Source organism: Hydrogenobacter thermophilus TK-6 (genome assembly GCF_000010785.1).
Lineage (GTDB): Bacteria > Aquificota > Aquificia > Aquificales > Aquificaceae > Hydrogenobacter > Hydrogenobacter thermophilus.
Genome location: NC_013799.1, coordinates 1319912 through 1338843, shown reverse-complemented (window position 1 = coordinate 1338843; position 18932 = coordinate 1319912). Strand labels below are relative to the sequence as shown.

20 protein-coding genes and 2 tRNA genes are annotated in these 18932 nt (G+C 44.6%); 9 read left to right on the top strand and 13 right to left on the bottom strand.

Annotated elements, in window-relative coordinates; all coding sequences use genetic code 11:
• Positions 1–9 precede the first annotated feature (9 nt).
• Positions 10–83, top strand: a tRNA-Met gene (locus tag HTH_RS07390).
• Here HTH_RS07390 and HTH_RS07385 read toward each other — a convergent pair.
• The 4 genes from HTH_RS07385 to HTH_RS07375 all read right to left on the bottom strand — a co-directional run bounded on the left by HTH_RS07385 (position 84) and on the right by HTH_RS07375 (position 3779).
• The gene (locus tag HTH_RS07385) at positions 84–1802 is read right to left on the bottom strand and encodes an ATP-dependent DNA ligase (protein WP_012964096.1); all 1719 of its coding nucleotides are present in this window, start codon (positions 1800–1802) and stop codon (positions 84–86) included.
• 9 nt (positions 1803–1811) lie between these two features.
• Positions 1812–1884, bottom strand: a tRNA-Lys gene (locus HTH_RS07380).
• Positions 1847–2824, bottom strand: coding sequence for a tetraacyldisaccharide 4'-kinase (gene lpxK / locus HTH_RS09740; RefSeq protein ID WP_012964095.1), 978 nt, complete (start codon positions 2822–2824; stop codon positions 1847–1849). The genes HTH_RS07380 and lpxK overlap by 38 nt, the downstream gene beginning before the upstream one ends.
• Entirely contained in the window at positions 2814–3779 is a 966-nt protein-coding gene (locus HTH_RS07375; RefSeq protein WP_012964094.1) for a flippase-like domain-containing protein, read from the bottom strand. Before HTH_RS07375 ends, lpxK begins: the two co-directional genes overlap by 11 nt.
• Positions 3780–3835: 56 nt before the next feature.
• Here HTH_RS07375 and HTH_RS07370 point away from each other — a divergent pair, with 56 nt between their 5' ends.
• Both HTH_RS07370 and HTH_RS07365 read left to right on the top strand, forming a co-directional pair.
• Positions 3836–4099, top strand: coding sequence for a c-type cytochrome (locus HTH_RS07370; RefSeq protein ID WP_012964093.1), 264 nt, complete (start codon positions 3836–3838; stop codon positions 4097–4099).
• A gap of 112 nt (positions 4100–4211) precedes the next feature.
• Positions 4212–5207, top strand: a complete 996-nt coding sequence (locus HTH_RS07365) for a c-type cytochrome (protein ID WP_012964091.1) — start codon at positions 4212–4214, stop codon at positions 5205–5207.
• A gap of 139 nt (positions 5208–5346) precedes the next feature.
• Here the strand turns inward: HTH_RS07365 and uvrA are convergent, their stop codons facing one another.
• From uvrA to HTH_RS07340, 5 genes are read right to left on the bottom strand one after another with little or no spacing between them, the layout of a single operon-like run.
• The gene (gene uvrA / locus HTH_RS07360) at positions 5347–8193 is read right to left on the bottom strand and encodes an excinuclease ABC subunit UvrA (protein ID WP_012964090.1); all 2847 of its coding nucleotides are present in this window, start codon (positions 8191–8193) and stop codon (positions 5347–5349) included.
• Between the two features lie 13 nt (positions 8194–8206).
• Positions 8207–8500 (bottom strand): CZB domain-containing protein, encoded by a 294-nt coding sequence (locus HTH_RS07355; protein WP_012964089.1) that lies wholly within the window; start codon positions 8498–8500, stop codon positions 8207–8209.
• A gap of 2 nt (positions 8501–8502) precedes the next feature.
• Entirely contained in the window at positions 8503–8886 is a 384-nt protein-coding gene (locus HTH_RS07350) for a thioredoxin family protein (RefSeq protein WP_012964088.1), read from the bottom strand.
• Positions 8870–9631: a pseudouridine synthase gene (locus HTH_RS07345; RefSeq protein WP_012964087.1), complete on the bottom strand. Its 762-nt coding sequence runs from the start codon at positions 9629–9631 to the stop codon at positions 8870–8872. Before HTH_RS07345 ends, HTH_RS07350 begins: the two co-directional genes overlap by 17 nt.
• Entirely contained in the window at positions 9607–10197 is a 591-nt protein-coding gene (locus HTH_RS07340; RefSeq protein ID WP_012964086.1) for a sulfite oxidase-like oxidoreductase, read from the bottom strand. The genes HTH_RS07345 and HTH_RS07340 overlap by 25 nt, the downstream gene beginning before the upstream one ends.
• Positions 10198–10261: 64 nt before the next feature.
• On the opposite strand from HTH_RS07340, the gene HTH_RS07335 reads away from it, so the two are divergent.
• On the top strand, positions 10262–11857 hold the full coding sequence (locus HTH_RS07335; protein WP_012964085.1) for a CTP synthase: 1596 nt from the start codon (positions 10262–10264) through the stop codon (positions 11855–11857).
• Here HTH_RS07335 and HTH_RS07330 read toward each other — a convergent pair.
• From HTH_RS07330 to gatA, 4 genes are read right to left on the bottom strand one after another with little or no spacing between them, the layout of a single operon-like run.
• Positions 11769–12968 carry a metallophosphoesterase gene (locus HTH_RS07330; RefSeq protein WP_012964084.1) on the bottom strand — a complete coding sequence of 400 codons (1200 nt, stop codon included), beginning with the start codon at positions 12966–12968 and terminating at the stop codon, positions 11769–11771. The genes HTH_RS07335 and HTH_RS07330 overlap by 89 nt on opposite strands.
• Positions 12965–13639, bottom strand: coding sequence for a response regulator transcription factor (locus HTH_RS07325; protein WP_012964083.1), 675 nt, complete (start codon positions 13637–13639; stop codon positions 12965–12967). Before HTH_RS07325 ends, HTH_RS07330 begins: the two co-directional genes overlap by 4 nt.
• On the bottom strand, positions 13636–15489 hold the full coding sequence (gene oadA / locus HTH_RS07320; protein WP_012964082.1) for a sodium-extruding oxaloacetate decarboxylase subunit alpha: 1854 nt from the start codon (positions 15487–15489) through the stop codon (positions 13636–13638). The genes HTH_RS07325 and oadA overlap by 4 nt, the downstream gene beginning before the upstream one ends.
• A 14-nt stretch (positions 15490–15503) precedes the next feature.
• The gene (gene gatA, locus HTH_RS07315) at positions 15504–16946 is read right to left on the bottom strand and encodes an Asp-tRNA(Asn)/Glu-tRNA(Gln) amidotransferase subunit GatA (RefSeq protein WP_012964081.1); all 1443 of its coding nucleotides are present in this window, start codon (positions 16944–16946) and stop codon (positions 15504–15506) included.
• A 37-nt stretch (positions 16947–16983) separates the two neighbouring features.
• Here gatA and HTH_RS09980 point away from each other — a divergent pair, with 37 nt between their 5' ends.
• From HTH_RS09980 to HTH_RS07295, 5 genes are all read left to right on the top strand, one after another.
• A complete protein-coding gene (locus HTH_RS09980; RefSeq protein WP_012964080.1) occupies positions 16984–17130 on the top strand; it encodes a hypothetical protein in 147 nt (48 codons plus the stop codon).
• Positions 17131–17156: 26 nt separating this feature from the next.
• Positions 17157–17528 carry a 50S ribosomal protein L19 gene (gene rplS / locus HTH_RS07310; RefSeq protein WP_012964079.1) on the top strand — a complete coding sequence of 124 codons (372 nt, stop codon included), beginning with the start codon at positions 17157–17159 and terminating at the stop codon, positions 17526–17528.
• Positions 17525–18121: a ribonuclease HII gene (locus tag HTH_RS07305; protein ID WP_012964078.1), complete on the top strand. Its 597-nt coding sequence runs from the start codon at positions 17525–17527 to the stop codon at positions 18119–18121. Before rplS ends, HTH_RS07305 begins: the two co-directional genes overlap by 4 nt.
• 95 nt (positions 18122–18216) lie before the next feature.
• The gene (locus HTH_RS07300) at positions 18217–18591 is read left to right on the top strand and encodes a hypothetical protein (RefSeq protein WP_012964077.1); all 375 of its coding nucleotides are present in this window, start codon (positions 18217–18219) and stop codon (positions 18589–18591) included.
• 64 nt (positions 18592–18655) lie between these two features.
• Positions 18656–18931: a hypothetical protein gene (locus HTH_RS07295; protein ID WP_012964076.1), complete on the top strand. Its 276-nt coding sequence runs from the start codon at positions 18656–18658 to the stop codon at positions 18929–18931.
• The last annotated feature ends 1 nt before the right edge of the window (position 18932 follow it).

The following is an 18932-nucleotide window of genomic DNA, read 5'->3' as shown; positions in this document are numbered from 1 at the left end:
TTAAACCGAGGCGGTGTAGCTCAGCTGGTTAGAGCGGAGATCTCATAAGTCTCAGGTCGGAGGTTCGAGTCCTCCCACCGCCACTACTCAACACTTACTCTTTTCTGCATCTTGTACATGTTCTCTATCTCTTCCACTGTGTTGGCATCCTCTGCTCTTTTGTCGCTCCTTATAAATCCAACAGCTCTTGGAAATCTTAGGGCAAAGCCCGGTTCTTCTGTGGTCCTTCCAGCTGTATGAAGTGGAGATCTGGTTATTTCGTCGGCATTCACCGTTATTACATACTTAGGCTCAACCCAAACATCAGCTTCCAGAAGGGAGTCAACCCTTGCATGTCTGTGGGGAAGTTTTATTTCATCCAGCATCTCTTTGAGTTTTATCCACTCCTCTTCGGTAAAGCCTGAACCTACCTTGCTGACAGTTTTAAAGGTATCTGTTGCAGGGTCATAGAGGGCTGTCAGCAGAGCTCCTATTCCTAACTTTGCCCTGCTTCCCTTTCCGTAAAAGTATCCCACTATAACCACATCTATGGTGTCAGCAAGGGAACCTTTGTAGCTCCTCTTTAGCTTTATCCAGTTGAAGTTTCTTGAACCGGCAGTGTAAGGAGCGTCTAACCTCTTTGCCATTATACCCTCTAAGCCTCTCGCCACAGCATCCTCAAAGAATCTCTCTATCTCTTTGACGCTATCGGTTATAAACATTTCTGAGGGAAGTATGAGCGAGTTTTTTGGGAGTATCTCCTCCAGCTTCCTCCTGCGATCTATGAAAGGTTTTGAAGTAAAGTCCTCACCCTCCAAGTAAAGCAGGTCAAAGGCAAAGAGCTTTAGGGGAAATTCTTTTGCATACTCATATACACCGTACTTTCTCTTCCTCTGTATGGTTATCTGAAAAGGGTAAAACTCTCCCGTCTCCTCGTTGTAGGTTATAGCTTCACCCTCCAGCACCAACTCTCTGAACTTTATATGCTGTAAAATAGCTGACTTTACATCGGGGAACATGTCCGTCATCCTCTCCAGGTTCCTGGAATATATTTCTACATCTTTGTCTTTTTTGTGCACCTGAAGTCTAAAGCCGTCGTACTTGGCTTCTACTGCACACCTTCCAAGCCTTCTAACTATCTCCTCTGCATTTGTAACTCTCTCTGCAAGAGCCATCCTGATGGGATAGCCTACCTGCACTTTAAAGCTCCTTATGCCTTCCAAGCCTTTCTGTATGAGAGTTTTTGCTACCAAACCAAGGTCAGAACAGAGGTTATATGCTCTTTCTATGTCTGTTTTGTGTTCCTTGCCACCAACAAGATTAGCCAGAGCTTCTATCAGTGTGGCGTCTCCCACACCCAGCCTGAGCCTACCCACTATTATTCTTGTGATGTACTTGGCTTCCAGATTTGAAAGACCTTTCAGAAGACTCATTATTCTGAGGACTTTATCTTTTGTGCCCCTTGTTGTTGCTATATCCAAAATCTCGTCATAAACCTGCCCGACAGTGAGGTCTCTCCCTTCCCAATTTACCAGCTTATAAGCCACCTCTCCCAGGTCCCCGGTGAGCTTGTAAAGTTTTTCCACTTCAGAGATTTTTGTGTTGGAAGATTTAGAAAGAGCTTCCGTCATTAGCTTTTCGGATACACCGAGCTCAATGCCCCTGAAAGGTGGCAGTATCTCTCCAAGAGTGAGATAAACCATTTTGTCTATATCTTCGTATGTTGCTTTGCCAAGCATGTCTGCCAGAATGTTGGACATTTCCAATCTGCTTGTGGTCTCTTCCAATCTCTGAAAGTACTGGGAAAGCTCTTTAAACTTCATTCTATCAAATGGGCTGGGCGGGAGTCGAACCCGCGACCCACGGATTAAGAGTCCGTTGCTCTGCCTGCTGAGCTACCAGCCCTCTGCTCTCTAATTATAACACTCTCCACAAGCTCCATCAACCCAGGAACCTCAATGGAAAAATCAAGGTAGTATATGTTTTTGTTTGGAGGGAGTTTTACCAAGTCTTTCAGAGTGGTTATGTAAAGATGGTCTTCTGAGAGCTTCATGTCTTTGTAATGGTAGTGATCCCTGAAGGAGAGTTTTTTAACCACTTTAATTCCCAGGCGCTCCAAGGTTTTAAAAAACTGCTCGTTATCACCCAGGCCAGAGAAGGCAATAAATTCAAGCCCTCTACAGTCATTTAAAACTCTTCCTTGGCTATCAAGGATCCTCCAATCTTTCCTCCAGAGCCTAAAGGTGGGTTTTGGAAGTTTTACATCCCACTCTTTAATATCCTGATAAGATAAAACCAGAGCGTCAGCTCTATAAATAGAGGAAATTGGTTCTCTGAGCCTGCCAAAGGGAAGGAGATGATCCTTGAGGTCCACCTCCTTTAGCAAAAGTATGTCCAAGTCTCTGTAGAGTCTTCTGTGTTGAAAGCCATCATCAAGGATTATAACCTCTGCGCCCAGCTCTTTGACTGCAAAAGCCCCACCTCTGCATCTGTCCTCGTCCACCACAAGGCTCACCCCCTTTAGGACCTTGGCAAGCATAAAAGGCTCGTCTCCTGCCTCTTTCCAGCTTACCATCAGATCACCTCTGTATGAGACTATCTTAGTCCCCTTGCTCTTTCTCTTGTAGCCTCTTGAGAGTATGCAAACATGAAACTTATCTGCCAGATGCTGAGCCAGATACCTTACAAGACTACTCTTTCCACTGCCACCCACAGATAAATTACCAACACTTATGACAGGAACACCAAGCTTACAGACTCTAAAAACTCCCCAGTCATAAAGAAGGTTTCTCAAGCTTACTGCCCAGCTGTAAGGGTTTGTAAGGTCCAGAAGGCTAACTCCCATATTTAAGCTTTTTTGTGTCAATAAGCAAAAGCGCAGAAAGAAGAACACCCCCTATTAAAGCGCTAAGGTACTGGCTAAAAAATCTCCACAGAAGGGCAAAGATACCCAGAAGAAAAGGCTCAAGAAATGGGGAAAAGGCGGAAAGCGCTCCCAGCTCACCCACACCGCTACCTCCGGGTGTAGGACTCACAAAAATGGCATAAACCAGAAAGAGCTGGTTAAAAAATACGCTCACCATGTCAACCTTTACATGAAAGGCTTTGACTAGAAAAACACCCACAGAAAGAAAAGATATGTAAAGCAACACACTACTTACAACTGCACCCAGTATGTAGCTCTTTTTGTCCCTCAAAAATATCTTCATAGTAACAGCATATCTCTTTAAGGTATTTTTTATTTTGGTAGTGAGCTTTCCGTTGGAAGGGCTTCTCTTTAAAAACACCCTTACAAATAAGTATATGGTTCCAGTTATAGCTAAAACCACAATAATCAGCTCAAGAAGATCTTTTGCCTGAGAAGGATTTTTAAAAAGAGCATAGGCAGTTAGTGGCAAGGCTAAGATGAAAAAGGAAGCACCTGTTAAGGTTTTCATAGTTACCACGCTCATAACCTTGTGAAGCTTACCACCTTTCCTCATGAGTGTGTACACCGACAAAACTTCTCCTCCCACATGAGCTGGTGTGACCGTTGCACCAAAGGTGTTTATGAAGGACACTATGTAGCCATACATAAAAGAGTATCTAAGTCCCATAGCCCTTGAAAGTATGAAGAGCCTTATGTTGTCAAAGGTGTGGTAAAAGAACATGCTGAGCAGAGCAAGGAAAAGATACCTCTTTTCCAAAAGCAAAAGCATACCAAGGACATCTTTTGAAAGGGTCTTTTTGAGAATGTAAAGGGCAGTCAGGGCTATTATGAGAATTGTGGTCAAAGAGCCGTAAAAGATGGACCTGTACATGGTTAGGATTATAATTTATTAAACACCCAGCGTATATTAAAATTAGAGGTTCAAATATGAAAAAGAGTGGATACTTAACGCTGACTTCAGTCCTCGGGTTTGCACTGCTGGCGGCTGGGGCCGGAAAAGAGCTCTTATCAGGTGAAAACTACCAAAGCGAGGGTAAGAAAATAGCTGTGCAGGGCTTGAGCAACACTCCTGCGTGCATATCCTGTCATGGTGCGAAGGGGGAGGGTATGCCTCAGGCTGGTTATCCGAGGCTTGCAGGACTTCCTATGAACTATATGGTAGCTCAGCTCAAAGCCTACAAAGTCAGATGAAAGCGGTAGCCCAGTATTTTGCTAGTTTGAAGCCTGTTAACACATCCTCAGGTAAGGTTGAACATGAAAACAAAGAACTTCTTGAGGTGGGGGAACGTTTAGCACTTTAAGGATGACAGAAGAGGAGATAAAGGCAGTCTCTCTCTGGCTAGCATCTCAGAAGGTGCCTGCTCCTCCCAAAGAGTCTACGTATCAGAAAGATCCATACCTGGAGGTTCAGTACGATAGACCGGCTAAGCTGAGTGCTGCAGATATAGGTGGGAAACAACAGTTTCATAATCCCCCTAATCCGTGGGAGATTCCCGACAACGAATTTGGAAAGATGGTAAAGCTGGGATACCTAATATTCACAGACACTCCAAAATATTCAGAAGGTGCTTCTGGGAATGCTCTTAGCTGTACCAACTGCCACATAGATGCAGGAAGGATGTCTTTCTCTGCACCAATGTGGGGAGCTTATCCCAACTATCCTGCATACAGGTCCAAAAATAATATGGTCAACACCAACCAGAGGAGGATATACGAATGCTTTAGATTCAGTATGAACGGAAAGGGTCCAGCCTTTGACAGCAAGGTGATGGTTGCTTTAGAAAGCTACTTCTACTGGCTGTCTAAGGGGCTAAAAATCGGTGAAGGAAGCACTCCCGGCAGGGGCTATCCCAAGATAGAAAAACTCAAGAATTACGACCCTGTAGCGGAATACAGCAAAGGCAAGCAAATATACCAGAGTGCCTGTGCGGTGTGCCACGGGCACAATGGCGAGGGTAAGTTTGCCAACGGAGAGACTATTTTCCCTCCCCTCTGGGGAAGCAAATCTTATAACTGGGGTGCTGGTATGCACGGAGTTCTGACTGCTGCGCAGTTCGTATGGGGTAATATGCCCTACGCACTTAGCTACAGCCTAACCCCGGAAGAGGCAATAGCAGTATCTACATACATTAACGGGCACGAAAGACCTCAGGACCCAAGGTGGAAAGGTTCTGTAGAAAAAACCAGAAAAGCCTACCACGACTCTCCCTTTGACCTTTACGGTATGAATATACAAGGTAAGGTTTTGGGCGATACGGGTGCTCCCAAATACCCTTACAAGCCTACTTACAATAGATAAATACTGAGAAACTTCTAAAAAGGGAAATACATTCTAGTGTTTTGGCGGTAAAGAGAGTTAGAGGTTAGAGAAACATCTCCCACCATGCTTTCTTAGTGTGGCTACGCTGATGGAAAGACGCAAGAGGTAAAAGCCTTTTTTAAAGATGTGCTTGTTCCCTTTGTTGAGTACCACCTTGCGGAAGAGTAGGAGTATATGAGCTCTTGCTGGCGGTTTCTGAGATATACCTTTTGAGATATAAGCCTGTATAAGAAGAGGGGTTTTCCATAACTTCCTCAGGAGGACCGCAGGCTACCACATATCCTCCCTTTTCTCCACCTTCCGGTCCAAGGTCTATTATCCAATCGGCGCACTTTATGACATCTAAATTGTGTTCTATAACAACTACTGTATTTCCCTTATCCACAAGTCTTTGAAGGACCTCAATAAGTTTTTTCACATCATCCATGTGAAGACCGGTGGTAGGTTCGTCCAAAAGGTAAAGGGTTCTTCCCGTATCCTTCTTAGATAGCTCTCTTGCCAGCTTTATCCTCTGAGCTTCTCCACCCGAAAGCGTAGTGGCAGGTTGCCCAAGCTTTATGTATCCCAATCCTACATCTTTAAGCAGCTGGAGCTTTCTTCTTATAGCTGTGTGGTGATAGAAAAATTCGTAAGCTTCATCTACCGTCATATCCAAAACATCTGCTATGTTCTTGCCCTTAAAGAGTATGTCCAGCGTCTCTCTGTTGTACCTTTTGCCCTTGCACACATCGCATGTTATATAAACGGGTGGAAGAAAATGCATCTCCACCTTTATCACTCCCTCTCCTTGACACGCCTCGCACCTTCCTCCTTTTACATTGAAGGAAAACCTTCCTGCAGTATATCCTCTTGCCTTTGCTTCTGGAGTGCTGGCAAAGAGGTCCCTTATGAGGTCAAAAAGTTTTGTATATGTGGCAGGGTTGCTTCTGGGAGTCCTACCTATGGGTGATTGGTCCACATTGATCACTTTGTCTATGTGTTCAAGTCCCTCTATCTTATCAAAGCCTTCTTTTTCTGCCTGGCCCCCGTAAAACACTGCTCTTGCGTAATTCCAAAGAATGTCATATATAAGGGTAGATTTTCCACTCCCAGAAACACCTGTAATACACACAAAAAGTCCCAAAGGTATTTCAGCGGTGATATTCTTCAGATTATGCTTTCTCGCACCCACTATCCTTATCCACATGTCTTTTGGCTTTCTTCTGACCTCTGGCATGTTTATGGTGAGCCTTCCAGAAAGATAAGCACCTGTAAGAGAATCAGGATGGTTCATAATATCCTCTACAGTACCCTGAGCCACAACATTGCCTCCCATCTTTCCGGCACCCGGACCCATATCTATCACCCAATCCGCGGCCATTATAGTTTCAGGGTCGTGTTCAACTACGATTACACTATTGCCCAAGTCTCTGAGATGTCTTAAGGTCTTTATAAGCCTGTGAGTATCCCTGGGATGAAGTCCTATGGAAGGCTCGTCTAACACATAAAGCACGCCTGTGAGCTTGGAACCTATCTGGGTGGCAAGCCTTATTCTTTGCATTTCACCGCCTGATAGTGTAGAAGCTGACCTTGCAAGGTCAAGGTAATCAAGCCCTACATCTATCAAAAAGCCGAGCCTGTCTGTTATTTCTTTTACAAGCTTTTCAGCCACCAAGTAATCCCTTCCTGTTAGGCTCTTGAGAAGTCCCAAAAGGAACTCCCTCGCTTGATCTATGGGCATATTGCAAACTTCCCATATGTTTCTACCCATCACCAACACCGAAAGAGCCTCATCCTTCAGCCTTGAGCCTTTGCATGCAGGACATGGCTTTTCCTTTATGTACTCGCTTATCTCCTCCCTTATCTTCTCTGAATCTTCTTCCATAAACCGTTTTTCAAGGTGCTTGACTATACCCTCAAACGTATAACCTTTGACCTCACCTCCGTAAAGGAGAAGGTTTTTTACACTCTCAGGGAGCGCATAGTATTTGATTTTTGGGTCATAGCCCATCTGGCGAAGTATGTTTATTACGGTATACCTAATGTAATTGAAAAAGCTCGTTTCTGCTATCCTAAAGGCATCCACCGCAGGTTCGTCCTCGTCCACCAAAAGTTTGGTAACCACCTCCCACTTTACACCCAAGCCTTTACAGGTGGGACAAGCACCGTAAGGAGAGTTGAAAGAGAATAGCCTTGGAGAAAGCTCCTGAAGGGAAAAACCGTGATCTGGACATGTTAGCCTTTCGCTAAAGACCTCCTCGTGCTTTGCATCCACATCTTCAATCACCAAGAGACCTTTTGAAAGCTCTAAGGCTTTTTCTATAGCGCTCAAAAGTCTTGCCCTTTCATCCAGCTCAAACGTAAGTCTGTCTATAACCACCTCTATGGTGTGTTTTCTGTTTTTCTCCAAAGGAGGGATTTCCTCTATCCTTCTGTACTCTCCATCCACTCTAACCCTTGAAAAGCCTTTCATATAAAGCTCTTTTAGAAGCTCCTTAAACTCTCCCTTTTTGCCTCTGACTATTGGCGAGAGAACGCTTATGCGCTTTCCTTGGTACCTTTCCCATATCTTTTCCAGCATCTCGTGAGCGGAGAGCCCTTCTAAAAGCCGTCCACACATAGGACAGTGTGGTTTACCTATGTTTGCCCATAGGACCCTCATGTAGTCGTATATTTCTGTAACTGTGCCTACTGTGGATCGGGGGTTTTTGGATGTGGTTTTTTGGTCTATGGCGATGGCGGGGGAAAGACCCTCTATAATATCCACATCGGGCTTTTCCATAATACCCAAAAACTGCCTTGCGTAAGAAGAAAGCGACTCTACATATCTTCTCTGCCCCTCGGCGTATATGGTGTCAAAGGCAAGAGAGGACTTACCACTCCCAGAAGGACCTGTAATGACAACAAGCTTGTTTTTAGGTATATCAAGATTTATATCCTTCAGGTTATGCTCTCTTGCTCCTCTTATTATTATGCTACTATACATATAGTTTAATTTATTACATCGCCTGTCTAACTTTTGACATGATTTTCAGCTCTGTAAGCTTTTGCACAAGCTCTGTTGAGATACTCTCAGCCTGCTCTATGGCTTTTTTGTCCTCGGGTTTTTGGTTCTGGGCATCTATCTTAGAAGCCACCTCCTCATCCCACATCTTTCCAAAATTGCATGCATGACAGTCCTTGTGTTCAAAAGGCTCGCCTTCCCTTATTGCCTTCCTAAGGTTATTCATGCATATAACATGATTTGCAAAGAGCATAGATAGCTCATTTATAAGTTCGTAAAGTTTCTTCATTTTTAGCCTCCTTCCTCTAAGCTTTCAGACAGCAAACGATCGCACTTTACCACACCCACAAAAGCCTTTTGAATTATCCCATCCTTTACATACAGAGTGGTGGGTGTTGCCATTATGCCAAGCTCCCTTGCCAACAAAGACCCCTCCGGTGAGAAAACATCCACCTCCTTCACAGGAACTTTTTCCTTTAGCTTTTCTATCTGTGGTTTCATAGCTTTGCAAGCAGTGCATCGCTCGGAGTAAAAATAAAGGAAACCTTCCTCTATAAATCTCACCCTTTTGCCTCTCATAGCCTTTGCCCTTTTTATAACCACAAGCCTGAAGATAAACACAAAAACAAGGAAGGAAAGCGCAAGCAAAAACAAAAACTTATAAAGCCATTCCATGCTTGCTCTCCAAACCCAAAGCTCGCCTCAATAAGCTTAGCTCCTCCGCTGTTAAGTCTCTCCACTTTCCGGGTGGGAGTTTTCCCAGTTTTATAGGACCTATGGCTGTACGCTTTAGTGCTTTTACTTTGTGTCCAAACTTGGCCATAAATCTTTTGACTATGTGCTTTCTTCCCTCGTGGAAGACCACCTCCAGCAGTGTGCTATCCTTTTGCATTTTCACTATCCTGACCTTGTCAGGCCTGGCAAAACCATCTTCCAGATGCGCGCCTTTTGCCATCTCTTTCAATGTTTTTGGGTTTACCCTTCCCTCCACCCAAACCAAGTAAGTTTTTTTTAATTTGTACCTTGGGTGCATGATCCTGTTGGCAAGCTCCCCGTCGTTGGTAAGGACCAAAAGCCCCTCCGCATTGTAGTCAAGCCTCCCCGCAGGATAAACCCTCTCTGGTATGTTCTTGATGAGCTCCTTTATGCTCTTTTTGCCGTCTTTTCCCTCTGCTAAGGAACTAAGATAACAGCAGGGCTTGTTTAGGATGACATACCGGTATCTGGGTGCTTTTATAACTCTTCCTTCCACCTCTACCACATCCTTTTGAGGGTCCACCCTGTAGCCCATCTCCTTTATAGTAATGCCATTGACTTTGACTTTACCCTCCTTTATAAGCTTATCTGCCTTCCTCCTGGAAGCTACCCCGCACATGGATATAAATCTGTTTAGCCTTACCAGTACCTCTCCTCTCTCCACGGATCACCTCTCATATTATATCCTCTTTGCTCCCAAAATCCAGGCTTGTCCTTTTCCATAAACTCCATACCCCACACATACTTGGCACTTTTCCACGCGTAAAGCTTTGGCAATACCAATCTCAAAGGATAGCCATGTCTTCTGGGAAGAACCTGCCCGTTCATTCTGTATGCCAGAATTGTGTCCTCCTCTAAAAGATACTCAATGGGTATGTTGGTGGTGTATCCCTCAAGACAGTGTATCATCACAAACTTGGCTTTTTCTTCTGGCTTTGCCAACTCCAATATATATTTAGTAGGTACACCTTCCCATTGTATGTCTTTTACACTCCAGCGTGTCACACAGTGAAAATCAGCTACAAGCTCTACAGCTGGCATCTTGAGCATCTCCTCATAGGAAAGCTCTAAGGGGTTTTTGACAAGGCCAAAAACTTTAAAGGTGTAGCTCTTTATGTCCCAATCAGGAAGCTCTTGCACTATATCGTAAACAATAGGAGAGCTTATCCATTTCTGTCCAGGTGGCAACCTGTCCTCTCTGAGGTTTATGGAGCTTACTATCTTCCTCATGGTGTCTTAAGTTATTTTATTAACGGATTTAAGGTATGCTTTAGCTCAGTTAAAATATTCTTACATGGCAAAGTTTATATTTGTTACAGGTGGTGTGCTATCCGCCCTTGGGAAAGGTGTCACTTCCGCATCCATAGGCTCCCTTCTTGAAGAGATGGGATACAGAGTGACCTTTCAAAAACTTGACCCTTACCTGAATGTGGACCCCGGTACCATGAGTCCTTATCAGCACGGGGAGGTGTATGTTACCGAGGATGGAGCCGAGACGGACCTGGACCTTGGTCACTACGAAAGGTTTACCTTCTCACGCATGGGCAGAAACAACAATGTAACCGCAGGAAGGGTTTACTTTAATGTTTTGGAAAGGGAAAGAAGGGGGGATTACCTTGGTGCCACAGTGCAAGTTATACCCCATATCACCGACGAAATAAAGAGGCTAATAAGGTCTGTGGAAGGAGACAACCACATAGCTATAGTGGAAGTGGGTGGCACTGTGGGAGATATAGAAAGCTTACCCTTTTTGGAAGCTATAAGGCAGATGTCCCTTGAATCCAAAAGGGAGGATGTGCTTTTTATACATGTGACTTATGTACCCTACATAAAGAGCGTTGGAGAGTTAAAAACTAAACCTACACAGCACTCGGTAAAGGAACTTAGAGCCATAGGCATACAGCCTGACATGATCATCTGCAGGTCTGAGTTTGAGCTTCCCAAGAGTATAAAGGAGAAGATATCCCTCTTTACCAGCGTCAGTGAGCCATCAGTGATTTCTGCCCCAGATGTGGAATACATATACGAAGTGCCGATAATATTCAAAAGGCAAGGTGTGGATAGAATTATAGCGGAGCGCTTAGGCCTTACCTACAGAGAAGTGCCTACAAAGTGGGATAGAATAATGGAAACTATAAAAAACGCTAATAAGGAAATAAAAATAGGCGTTGTAGGAAAGTACATTTACTTAAAAGACTCTTACAAAAGTCTTCATGAGGCTTTGCTTCACGGCGCAATAGCCAACAAGGTAAAATTGAGCATAAAGTGGATAAATGCGGAGGATTTTGATGAGAAGGACCTGACCCAAGTGGATGGTATATTAGTTCCGGGAGGCTTTGGTGAGAGAGGGACAGAGGGCAAAATAAGAGCTTTGAGATACGGAAGAGAGAAAAAAATACCTACATTTGGTATATGTCTTGGTATGCAACTCATGTGTGTAGAATTTGCAAGAAATGTTTTGGGTCTGCAAGGAGCCAACTCCACCGAGTTTGACCCTCACACACCCCACCCAGTCATAGACCTTATGGAAGAGCAGAAGTCTATAGACCGTCTTGGTGGAACCATGAGGCTTGGGTCTTACCCGTGCATACTGTTGCCCGGCAGTAAAGCAAGGGACATATACGGAAAAGACATGGTTTACGAAAGGCACAGGCACAGATACGAATTTAACAACTTCTACCGAGAGATATACGAAAATCACGGCGTTGTATTTTCAGGTCTTTCCCCCGACGGGAGACTTGTGGAGATTATGGAGCTTAAAGACCATCCATGGTACATAGGATGTCAGTTTCATCCGGAGTTTAAAAGTAAACCTTTTGAGCCTCATCCGCTGTTTGTTTCTTTTGTAAAGGCGTGCCTTGAGAGGAAGATGGCTTTCCAGAGCTTATAATTTCTATAACCGCCACATCGGGAGGTGAGAAAAGCCTCATGGGTGGTCCGCCTGTGCCTACTCCCTTGCTCACATAAATGTAAGAACTACCGAGCTTAACAAGTCCCCTGTCGGTTATAAAGAGCTTTTTGAGTATGAACTCACCAACTGGCTTGTAAACACCTCCGTGCGTGTGCCCTGAGAGCATAAGGTCAAAAAGTCCAACCGCCTCAGGATGTAGCTTTGGCTTGTGTTTTAAAAGGATAACAAACTTTTCATGTGGCACCTGCTTTAAAAGGTAATGTTCGCTTAGCTCCCCTTTGCATGCGTTAAAAAACTTGCAGTCATCGTCATCAACACCCACCACCACAAGAGGTCCTAAATCTTTCCACTCACCCCTCAGGATTTCAAAGCCTGCTCTTTCTGTAAATTCCAGCGCTTGCTCTACACCCCTGTAGTATTCGTGATTGCCCAAAACTGCATACTTTCCCAGAGGTGCAGTCATAAGCCTTAGCATATCCGCCAGCCCATCTTTCCCCCTCATGTTTCCATCTACAAGGTCGCCTGTAGAGACTATAAGGTCCGGCTTTTCCCTTTCCCAGACTTCTTTTACAAGCTCTATCTTATCAGCTCCCATAACAGGTCCTAAATGCATGTCAGATATGTGCAGTATCTTTATCCTATCTACCGGTAACTTTTCGGTCTTTATGCTTATCTTCACCACATGAAGCCTCAAAGTTTCATAGTAGCTGTAAGCGGAAAGAGAAATGCTCAAAAATAGCACAAGGTAAAGAGATACTTTTGGTGAAGGCACAGGAAGAGGGTTTATTCCCAAAAGATGCCTGCTTAGAAAGACTAAAGCTCTGTATGCATCAAGAAGGAAGGAAAAGATAAAAAGATAGAGCATAAAACCCATCCACAGAAGGCTAATTAAAGCTGCTACGTAAACCAAGTCTTTGCTCACATTTCCTTCCATGGTTCTCCACAAAACAGGGGAGAGGATCATGATAAAGAAAAGAAGTACAAAAGCAAGGCTCTTTTGCGTTGAGAAGTTGGGTCTTATCATTCTGAGAAACACATAAAGGTGCATCAAAGAGTATACGCTGAAAAAGGTGATTATGAACCACTTCATAGCTCTATTTTATAACCAAATCCTCTCACTGTTTTTATTGCCTGTCCCTCTTTTCCCAGCTTCTCCCTGAGATTCTTTATGTGTACATCTATGGTCCTATCATAAACATCTTTTTTGAGTATGACCTCTATAAGGTACTCCCTGCTTACAGGTCTTGCATAATTTTCAAGTAGGGCTTCAAGTATCTTAAACTCCGTTGGTGTAAGCTCTATCTTCTCTTTGCCCCTTCTGACTTCGTACCTCTGGGTATCCACTTCCAGCTCTCCCAATTTGAAAACACCTCCCGTGCTTAACTTACCTGCTCTTTTAAGCACCGCTCTTACTCGTGCAAGAAGCTCCTTAACAGAGAAGGGCTTTGTTATGTAATCATCCGCTCCGAGAGAAAATCCTTTGAGTTTGTCTTCTTCAGCATCCTTAACGGTTATAAATATGATGGGGACATCTTTTAACTCTACTCTTGACCTTAAAACGCTTGCCACTCTAAAGCCGTCGTAATCTGGAACCATCACATCAAGAAGCATCAGATCAGGAGTTTCTTCCTCAATAGCCTTGAGAAGGTGTGTTCCTCTGTGAAAGACCCTTACCGAGTATCCCTCCTTCCTAAGGTTATACTCAACTATCTGCGCCAGGTCCAGGTCATCCTCAAGGAGGAATACATTTATATCGCTCATAACTCAGGCTTTATCTTTATAAGCACCTCATCGGGGTTTATTACCTCACCCACCGAGACAAGTATTTCCTCTACAGTACCATCTATAGGGCTGTGGATCTCATTTTCCATCTTCATGGCTTCAACCACAAAAAGCACATCTCCTTCCTTTACCCTCTGGCCTTCGCTCACCTTTATGTTGACTACTTTACCGGAGATGGGCGAAGTAATATCGCCTATGCTTACTGGTCTGGGTCTTCTGGGCTTTACCTCTCCTCCTGCGGGTAGATCACCGTAGGGTATGCCTACACTCTCTATCTCTCGCACCGGCTTTATGAGCACCTCCTCTAGCTGACCGTCCAGCCTTATGAAGAAGGTCTTACCCTCATGTGTAGGCTCTCCTCTGCCTGCTATCTGCACATGGTACTGCTCACCGTGTACCGTTATGATGAACTCCACAGGCACCTTTTCCTTCCTCTCCTGCTCTTTTATACCCTCCTCCAGCTCAGGTAGAAGAGCCTGACCCTTTTCAAACTTTTCCCTCCACTCAAAGAACTCCTTAGCTACCAAAGGAAAGAGGGCATAAGAGAGAATATCCTCCTCGCTTCTTGCTCCAGCCTGCAGAGCCTCCTGTCTTATCTTTTCCATCTCCGGCTCCAGCAGATCCGCAGGTCTTATGTGATAAATGGTCTCCTCTTCTCCAAGAATCTTCTTTATTATCTCTTCTTTGATGGGTGCGGGTGGTTTGCCATAAAGCCCCTTCACATAGTCTTTGGTTTCCTTCGTTACCACCTTGTACCTCTCGCCGTGAAGCACGTTCAAAAATGCCTGAGAGCCTACTATCTGACTGGTAGGAGTCACAAGAGGTGGATATCCCAAATCTTCCCTGACCTTCTTCACTTCTTCCAGCACCTGCTCCAGCTTGTCCTCCATCCCCTGCTCTCTCAGCTGACTTATAAAGTTGGTTATCATACCACCCGGAACCTGATGAGACAGGACCCCCACATCCGGGTATGGAGGCAAAACATCATACCTGGAGTACTTTTTCCTGACTTCTCTGAACACATCGCCTGCTTTCTGATATAGCTTTTCGTCCACGCTTACTTTATAGCCAAACTCCCTCAGGACATATATCATTGTCTCTCCCGGAGGGTGAGAGGTCTGGCATGACAGGCTGTAAAAGGCTGTGTCTATCATATCCACTCCAGCCTCTACACCCTTGAGCTGAGCCATCTCAGCAAGGTCTGCGGTAGTTTGCGTATGAAGATGCACGGGATACTTTGGAAACTCGGACTTTAGAGCGCTCACCAGATCATAAGCTACCTTTGGAGACAAAAGCCCAGCTTGGTCCTTTATGGATATGATGTCTATACCCAGTTCCACCAGTTCTTTTGCTATGTTTACATAATACTCTACCGTATGCACAGGGCTTATGGTGTAAGAAAGCACCCCTTTTACCGTTGAACCCACGCTCTTTGCCACCTGAATGGCCTTTCTCATGTTTCTGACATCGTTAAGAGCGTCAAATATTCTAAAGACCTCTATGCCGTTGTCGTAGGCTCTTTTGACGAAAGCTTCCACCACATCATCAGGATAGTGTCTGTAGCCTACTATGTTCTGACCTCTCAGAAGCATTTCCAGTCTGGTGTTTTTTGCCACATCCTTGAACTTCCTTAACCTCTCCCACGGGTCTTCTTTGAGGTATCTCAGACACACATCATAAGTGGCTCCCCCCCAGACTTCTAAAGACCAGAAACCACATTTATCAAGAAGTTCAATAATATAAAGCATATCATCTGTCCTTACACGAGTTGCCAGCACTGACTGTATGCCGTCTCTGAGTGAAACATCTGTGATGAGTATTTCTCGCATAACAGAATTATAATCTAACTTAGAGGTACCAACTCATAGTGTTTGTAAGTATGCTCCCAGAGATAAGACACCTTTAAAAGGGTTCCTTCATCAAAGGGTTTACCTATTAGCTGTCCACCCACAGGAAGACCCAAAGCAAAGCCTATGGGAAGGGATATGGCTGGCAGTCCTGCAAGGTTTACAGATACGGTAAATATGTCCGAAAGATACATCTGTATAGGGTCTTGTGTTTTTTCTCCCAGTTTAAAGGCTACCGTAGGAGTGGTAGGGCATGCCAGCATATCCACCTTTTTAAAAGCTTTCTCAAAATCTCTTTTTATGAGCGCTCTTACCTTCATGGCTTTGAGGTAATAAGCGTCGTAATAACCGCTTGATAGCGCAAAGGTCCCTATCATAATTCTTCTCTTTACTTCCTGTCCAAATCCCTCATCTCTTGTCTTTGCATACATCTCAAAGAGGTCAGAGTAAGCTTTTGCTCGGTAGCCGTATCTAACCCCGTCATACCTTGCTAGATTGGAAGATGCCTCAGAAGGCGCTATCACATAATAGGCAGGTATGGCATACTTGATATGTGGCAGTGAAACCTCCTCAATAACACAACCTTGAGCGTCAAGCTCTTTTAGAAAGGCATTAAAACTCTCTAGGACTTCCCTTTGAACATCAAACTCAAAAAACTCCTTTGGCACACCAACTTTTAGACCCTTTATGTCCTTCCTTATCTCCTCTGTATACTTTGGCACAGGAAGGCTTGCGCATGTGGAATCCTTTGGATCCTCACCGGAGATTACCTCCATTAAAAGCGCCACATCCTCCGTCCTTCTCCCAAAGGGTCCTATCTGGTCAAGAGAAGAAGCAAAAGCCACAAGCCCGTAGCGTGAAACCCTTCCGTAGGTGGGTTTAAGTCCTATCACACCGCAGAAACTTGCAGGCTGACGAATGGACCCTCCTGTATCTGAACCCAAAGAGACTGGAGCGGAAAGCACTGCAACACATGCAGCAGAACCCCCCGAAGACCCACCCGGTACCCTTTCCAGATCCCACGGGTTTCTGGTAGGAAAGAAGGCAGAGTACTCGGTGGAAGAGCCCATGGCAAACTCATCCATGTTGGTCTTACCCACTATTAACGCACCAGCACGCTTTAGTCTCTCTATCACAGTAGCATCATAAGGAGACACATAATTTTCAAGCATCTTAGACCCGCATGTGGTGGGAAGACCTCTCACATTTATGTTGTCTTTTATGGCAACGGGTATGCCAAAAAGAGGCTTATCTTCTATCTTTTCGTCCATGAGCTTTGCCTCTTCAAGAGCTTTCTCATAAAGAGGAGTTATAAAAGCTTTTATCTTATCCTCTGTTGAGTAAAACCTGCTGGCAAAACTCTCAAGAACTTCCGAAACCTTTACTTCCCTTTTGAGGATAAGATTTTTTAGCTCATAAACTGACTTTTTCCACAGCATGGAAAAATTATAACCCCAATGCACTATAATTAAAGCTATGATAGCTGAAACCCTCAAAAGAGTTATGGTTGCTTATGCAACAGAGAAGGATGATACATTTCACAGATTTTTGGACAACCTTTCATCAAAGGAGTTAAGGGATGCTTTTTTAGACCTTCTAAATCTCTATAATTTTGTGCTATAATATTTAGCCTTAAAGGAGGTTTGAAGATGCACCAGCTACTGCGCGAGGTGGAAGCTATATACACGCCCAAGAGGGACTTTCCAGAGTTTAAGGTGGGAGACACCGTAAGGGTGCATTACAAGATAGTGGAAGGAGAAAAGGAGCGCCTGCAGCCCTTTGAAGGTGTGGTGATAAGGATAAAGGGAAGCGGTATAAACAGAAGCTTTACGGTAAGAAAAGAGTCTTATGGGGTTGGCATTGAGAGGATCTTTCCCTTCGCAAGTCCCAACATAGAAAAAATAGAGATAGTCAAGTACGGAAAGGTGCGCAGGGCAAAGCTCTACTTCCTGAGAAACTACAGAGGCAAAGAAGCCGCAAGCAAAGTAAGAGAGATAAAGCCCTGGGAAAAGAAAAAGTGATAGAGTACGAACTGCCCTTCTGGGAAAAGGGGCTTTTGGTGGCAGGAGTTGACGAGGCGGGAAGGGGACCATTGGCGGGTCCCGTGGTAGCCTGCGCGCTCATCCTCCCTCCCTTTACTGAGCCTTTCATAGACAGAGACTCCAAGAGAATGTCTGCCAGAGAAAGAGAGGAAGCCTACGAGCTTATAAAGTCAAAAGCTATAGCCATAGGCACTGCGGTGGTAGACAGCGTGGTCATAGACAGGATAAACATCCACAGAGCGGTAAAGCTCGCCATGAAAAGAGCCCTTGAAGACCTAAAGCATCCCTTTGATGTGGTGATAACGGACTTTGTAAAGCTAGAGGGTTATAACTGCCTACCGCTTGTGAAAGGAGATGAAAAGAGTCTCAGCTGCGCCTGCGCATCTGTGGTGGCAAAGGTGCTAAGAGACAGGATAATGGAGCACTACCACAAGGTCTTCCCCCAGTATGAGTTTGCACAGCACAAAGGCTACCCCACCAGAAGGCACAGAGAACTCATAAAAACCTACGGCTTTACCGAAATACACAGAAGAAGTTTTAAAACTCTTAGGTATGGAAAAACTGGGTTTTAAGTTTCTAAATGTATTTAGTTAACCCAGTTTTTCCATCCACCTTGCAGGAGGTTTGCTACATTTTGCCAAAAAAATTCTTGACTATATTTTAGACTATGGCAAGGGTTTTTCCAGTGGAGCTGATATTTAAGCTGGAGGAGAAGCTGGGCAAAGAAGAGGCAAAGGAGTTTATGAGCGCTGTAGAGCAAGCACTTGAGGAGCTTTCCATCCTTAGAAAGCTGGAACTAAAGGACGAGCTTAGCAAAGAACTTGCCACCAAAGCAGACATAAAGGAAGTGAGGGCACAAATAGCAGAGGTCAGAGCGGAAGTAGACAGAGTCAGGGCGGAGGTGGCGCAGGTAAAGGCAGAACTAAGCGCACGCATAGACAAGCTGGAGTTTTACATAAAGCTCATGATTGTACTGCTGATAATAGCTATAGCTCTCTATAGCCCCGTCTTTGCGGATCTGCTAAAGAGCCTACTAAAGTAACTTCACGCAAACATCACGCAAGGACAAGCAAGAGGGAGGATAATATAACCCAGAGGAGGAAGGTATGAGAAAGGCGCTTATAGCTCTTCTGAGCATTATTGGGTTTGGCTACTCCATTGACGAGCTTTATATAAGGGTCAGAGTTGAGAGCTATGAGCCAAAGACAGGAACGCTCAAGGTGATAGGCACATCCGGAGCCTGCAGAGGCTATAAAATGAATCTGATATCAAAGCCTGGGAGCTCCCAATACCAAAGCCTGATAAACAGAGAGATATACGTCCTCATAGACAGCAGCATCTGTCAGGATGGCGGGACTTACAGGATAAAGGAGGAGCGCTAAA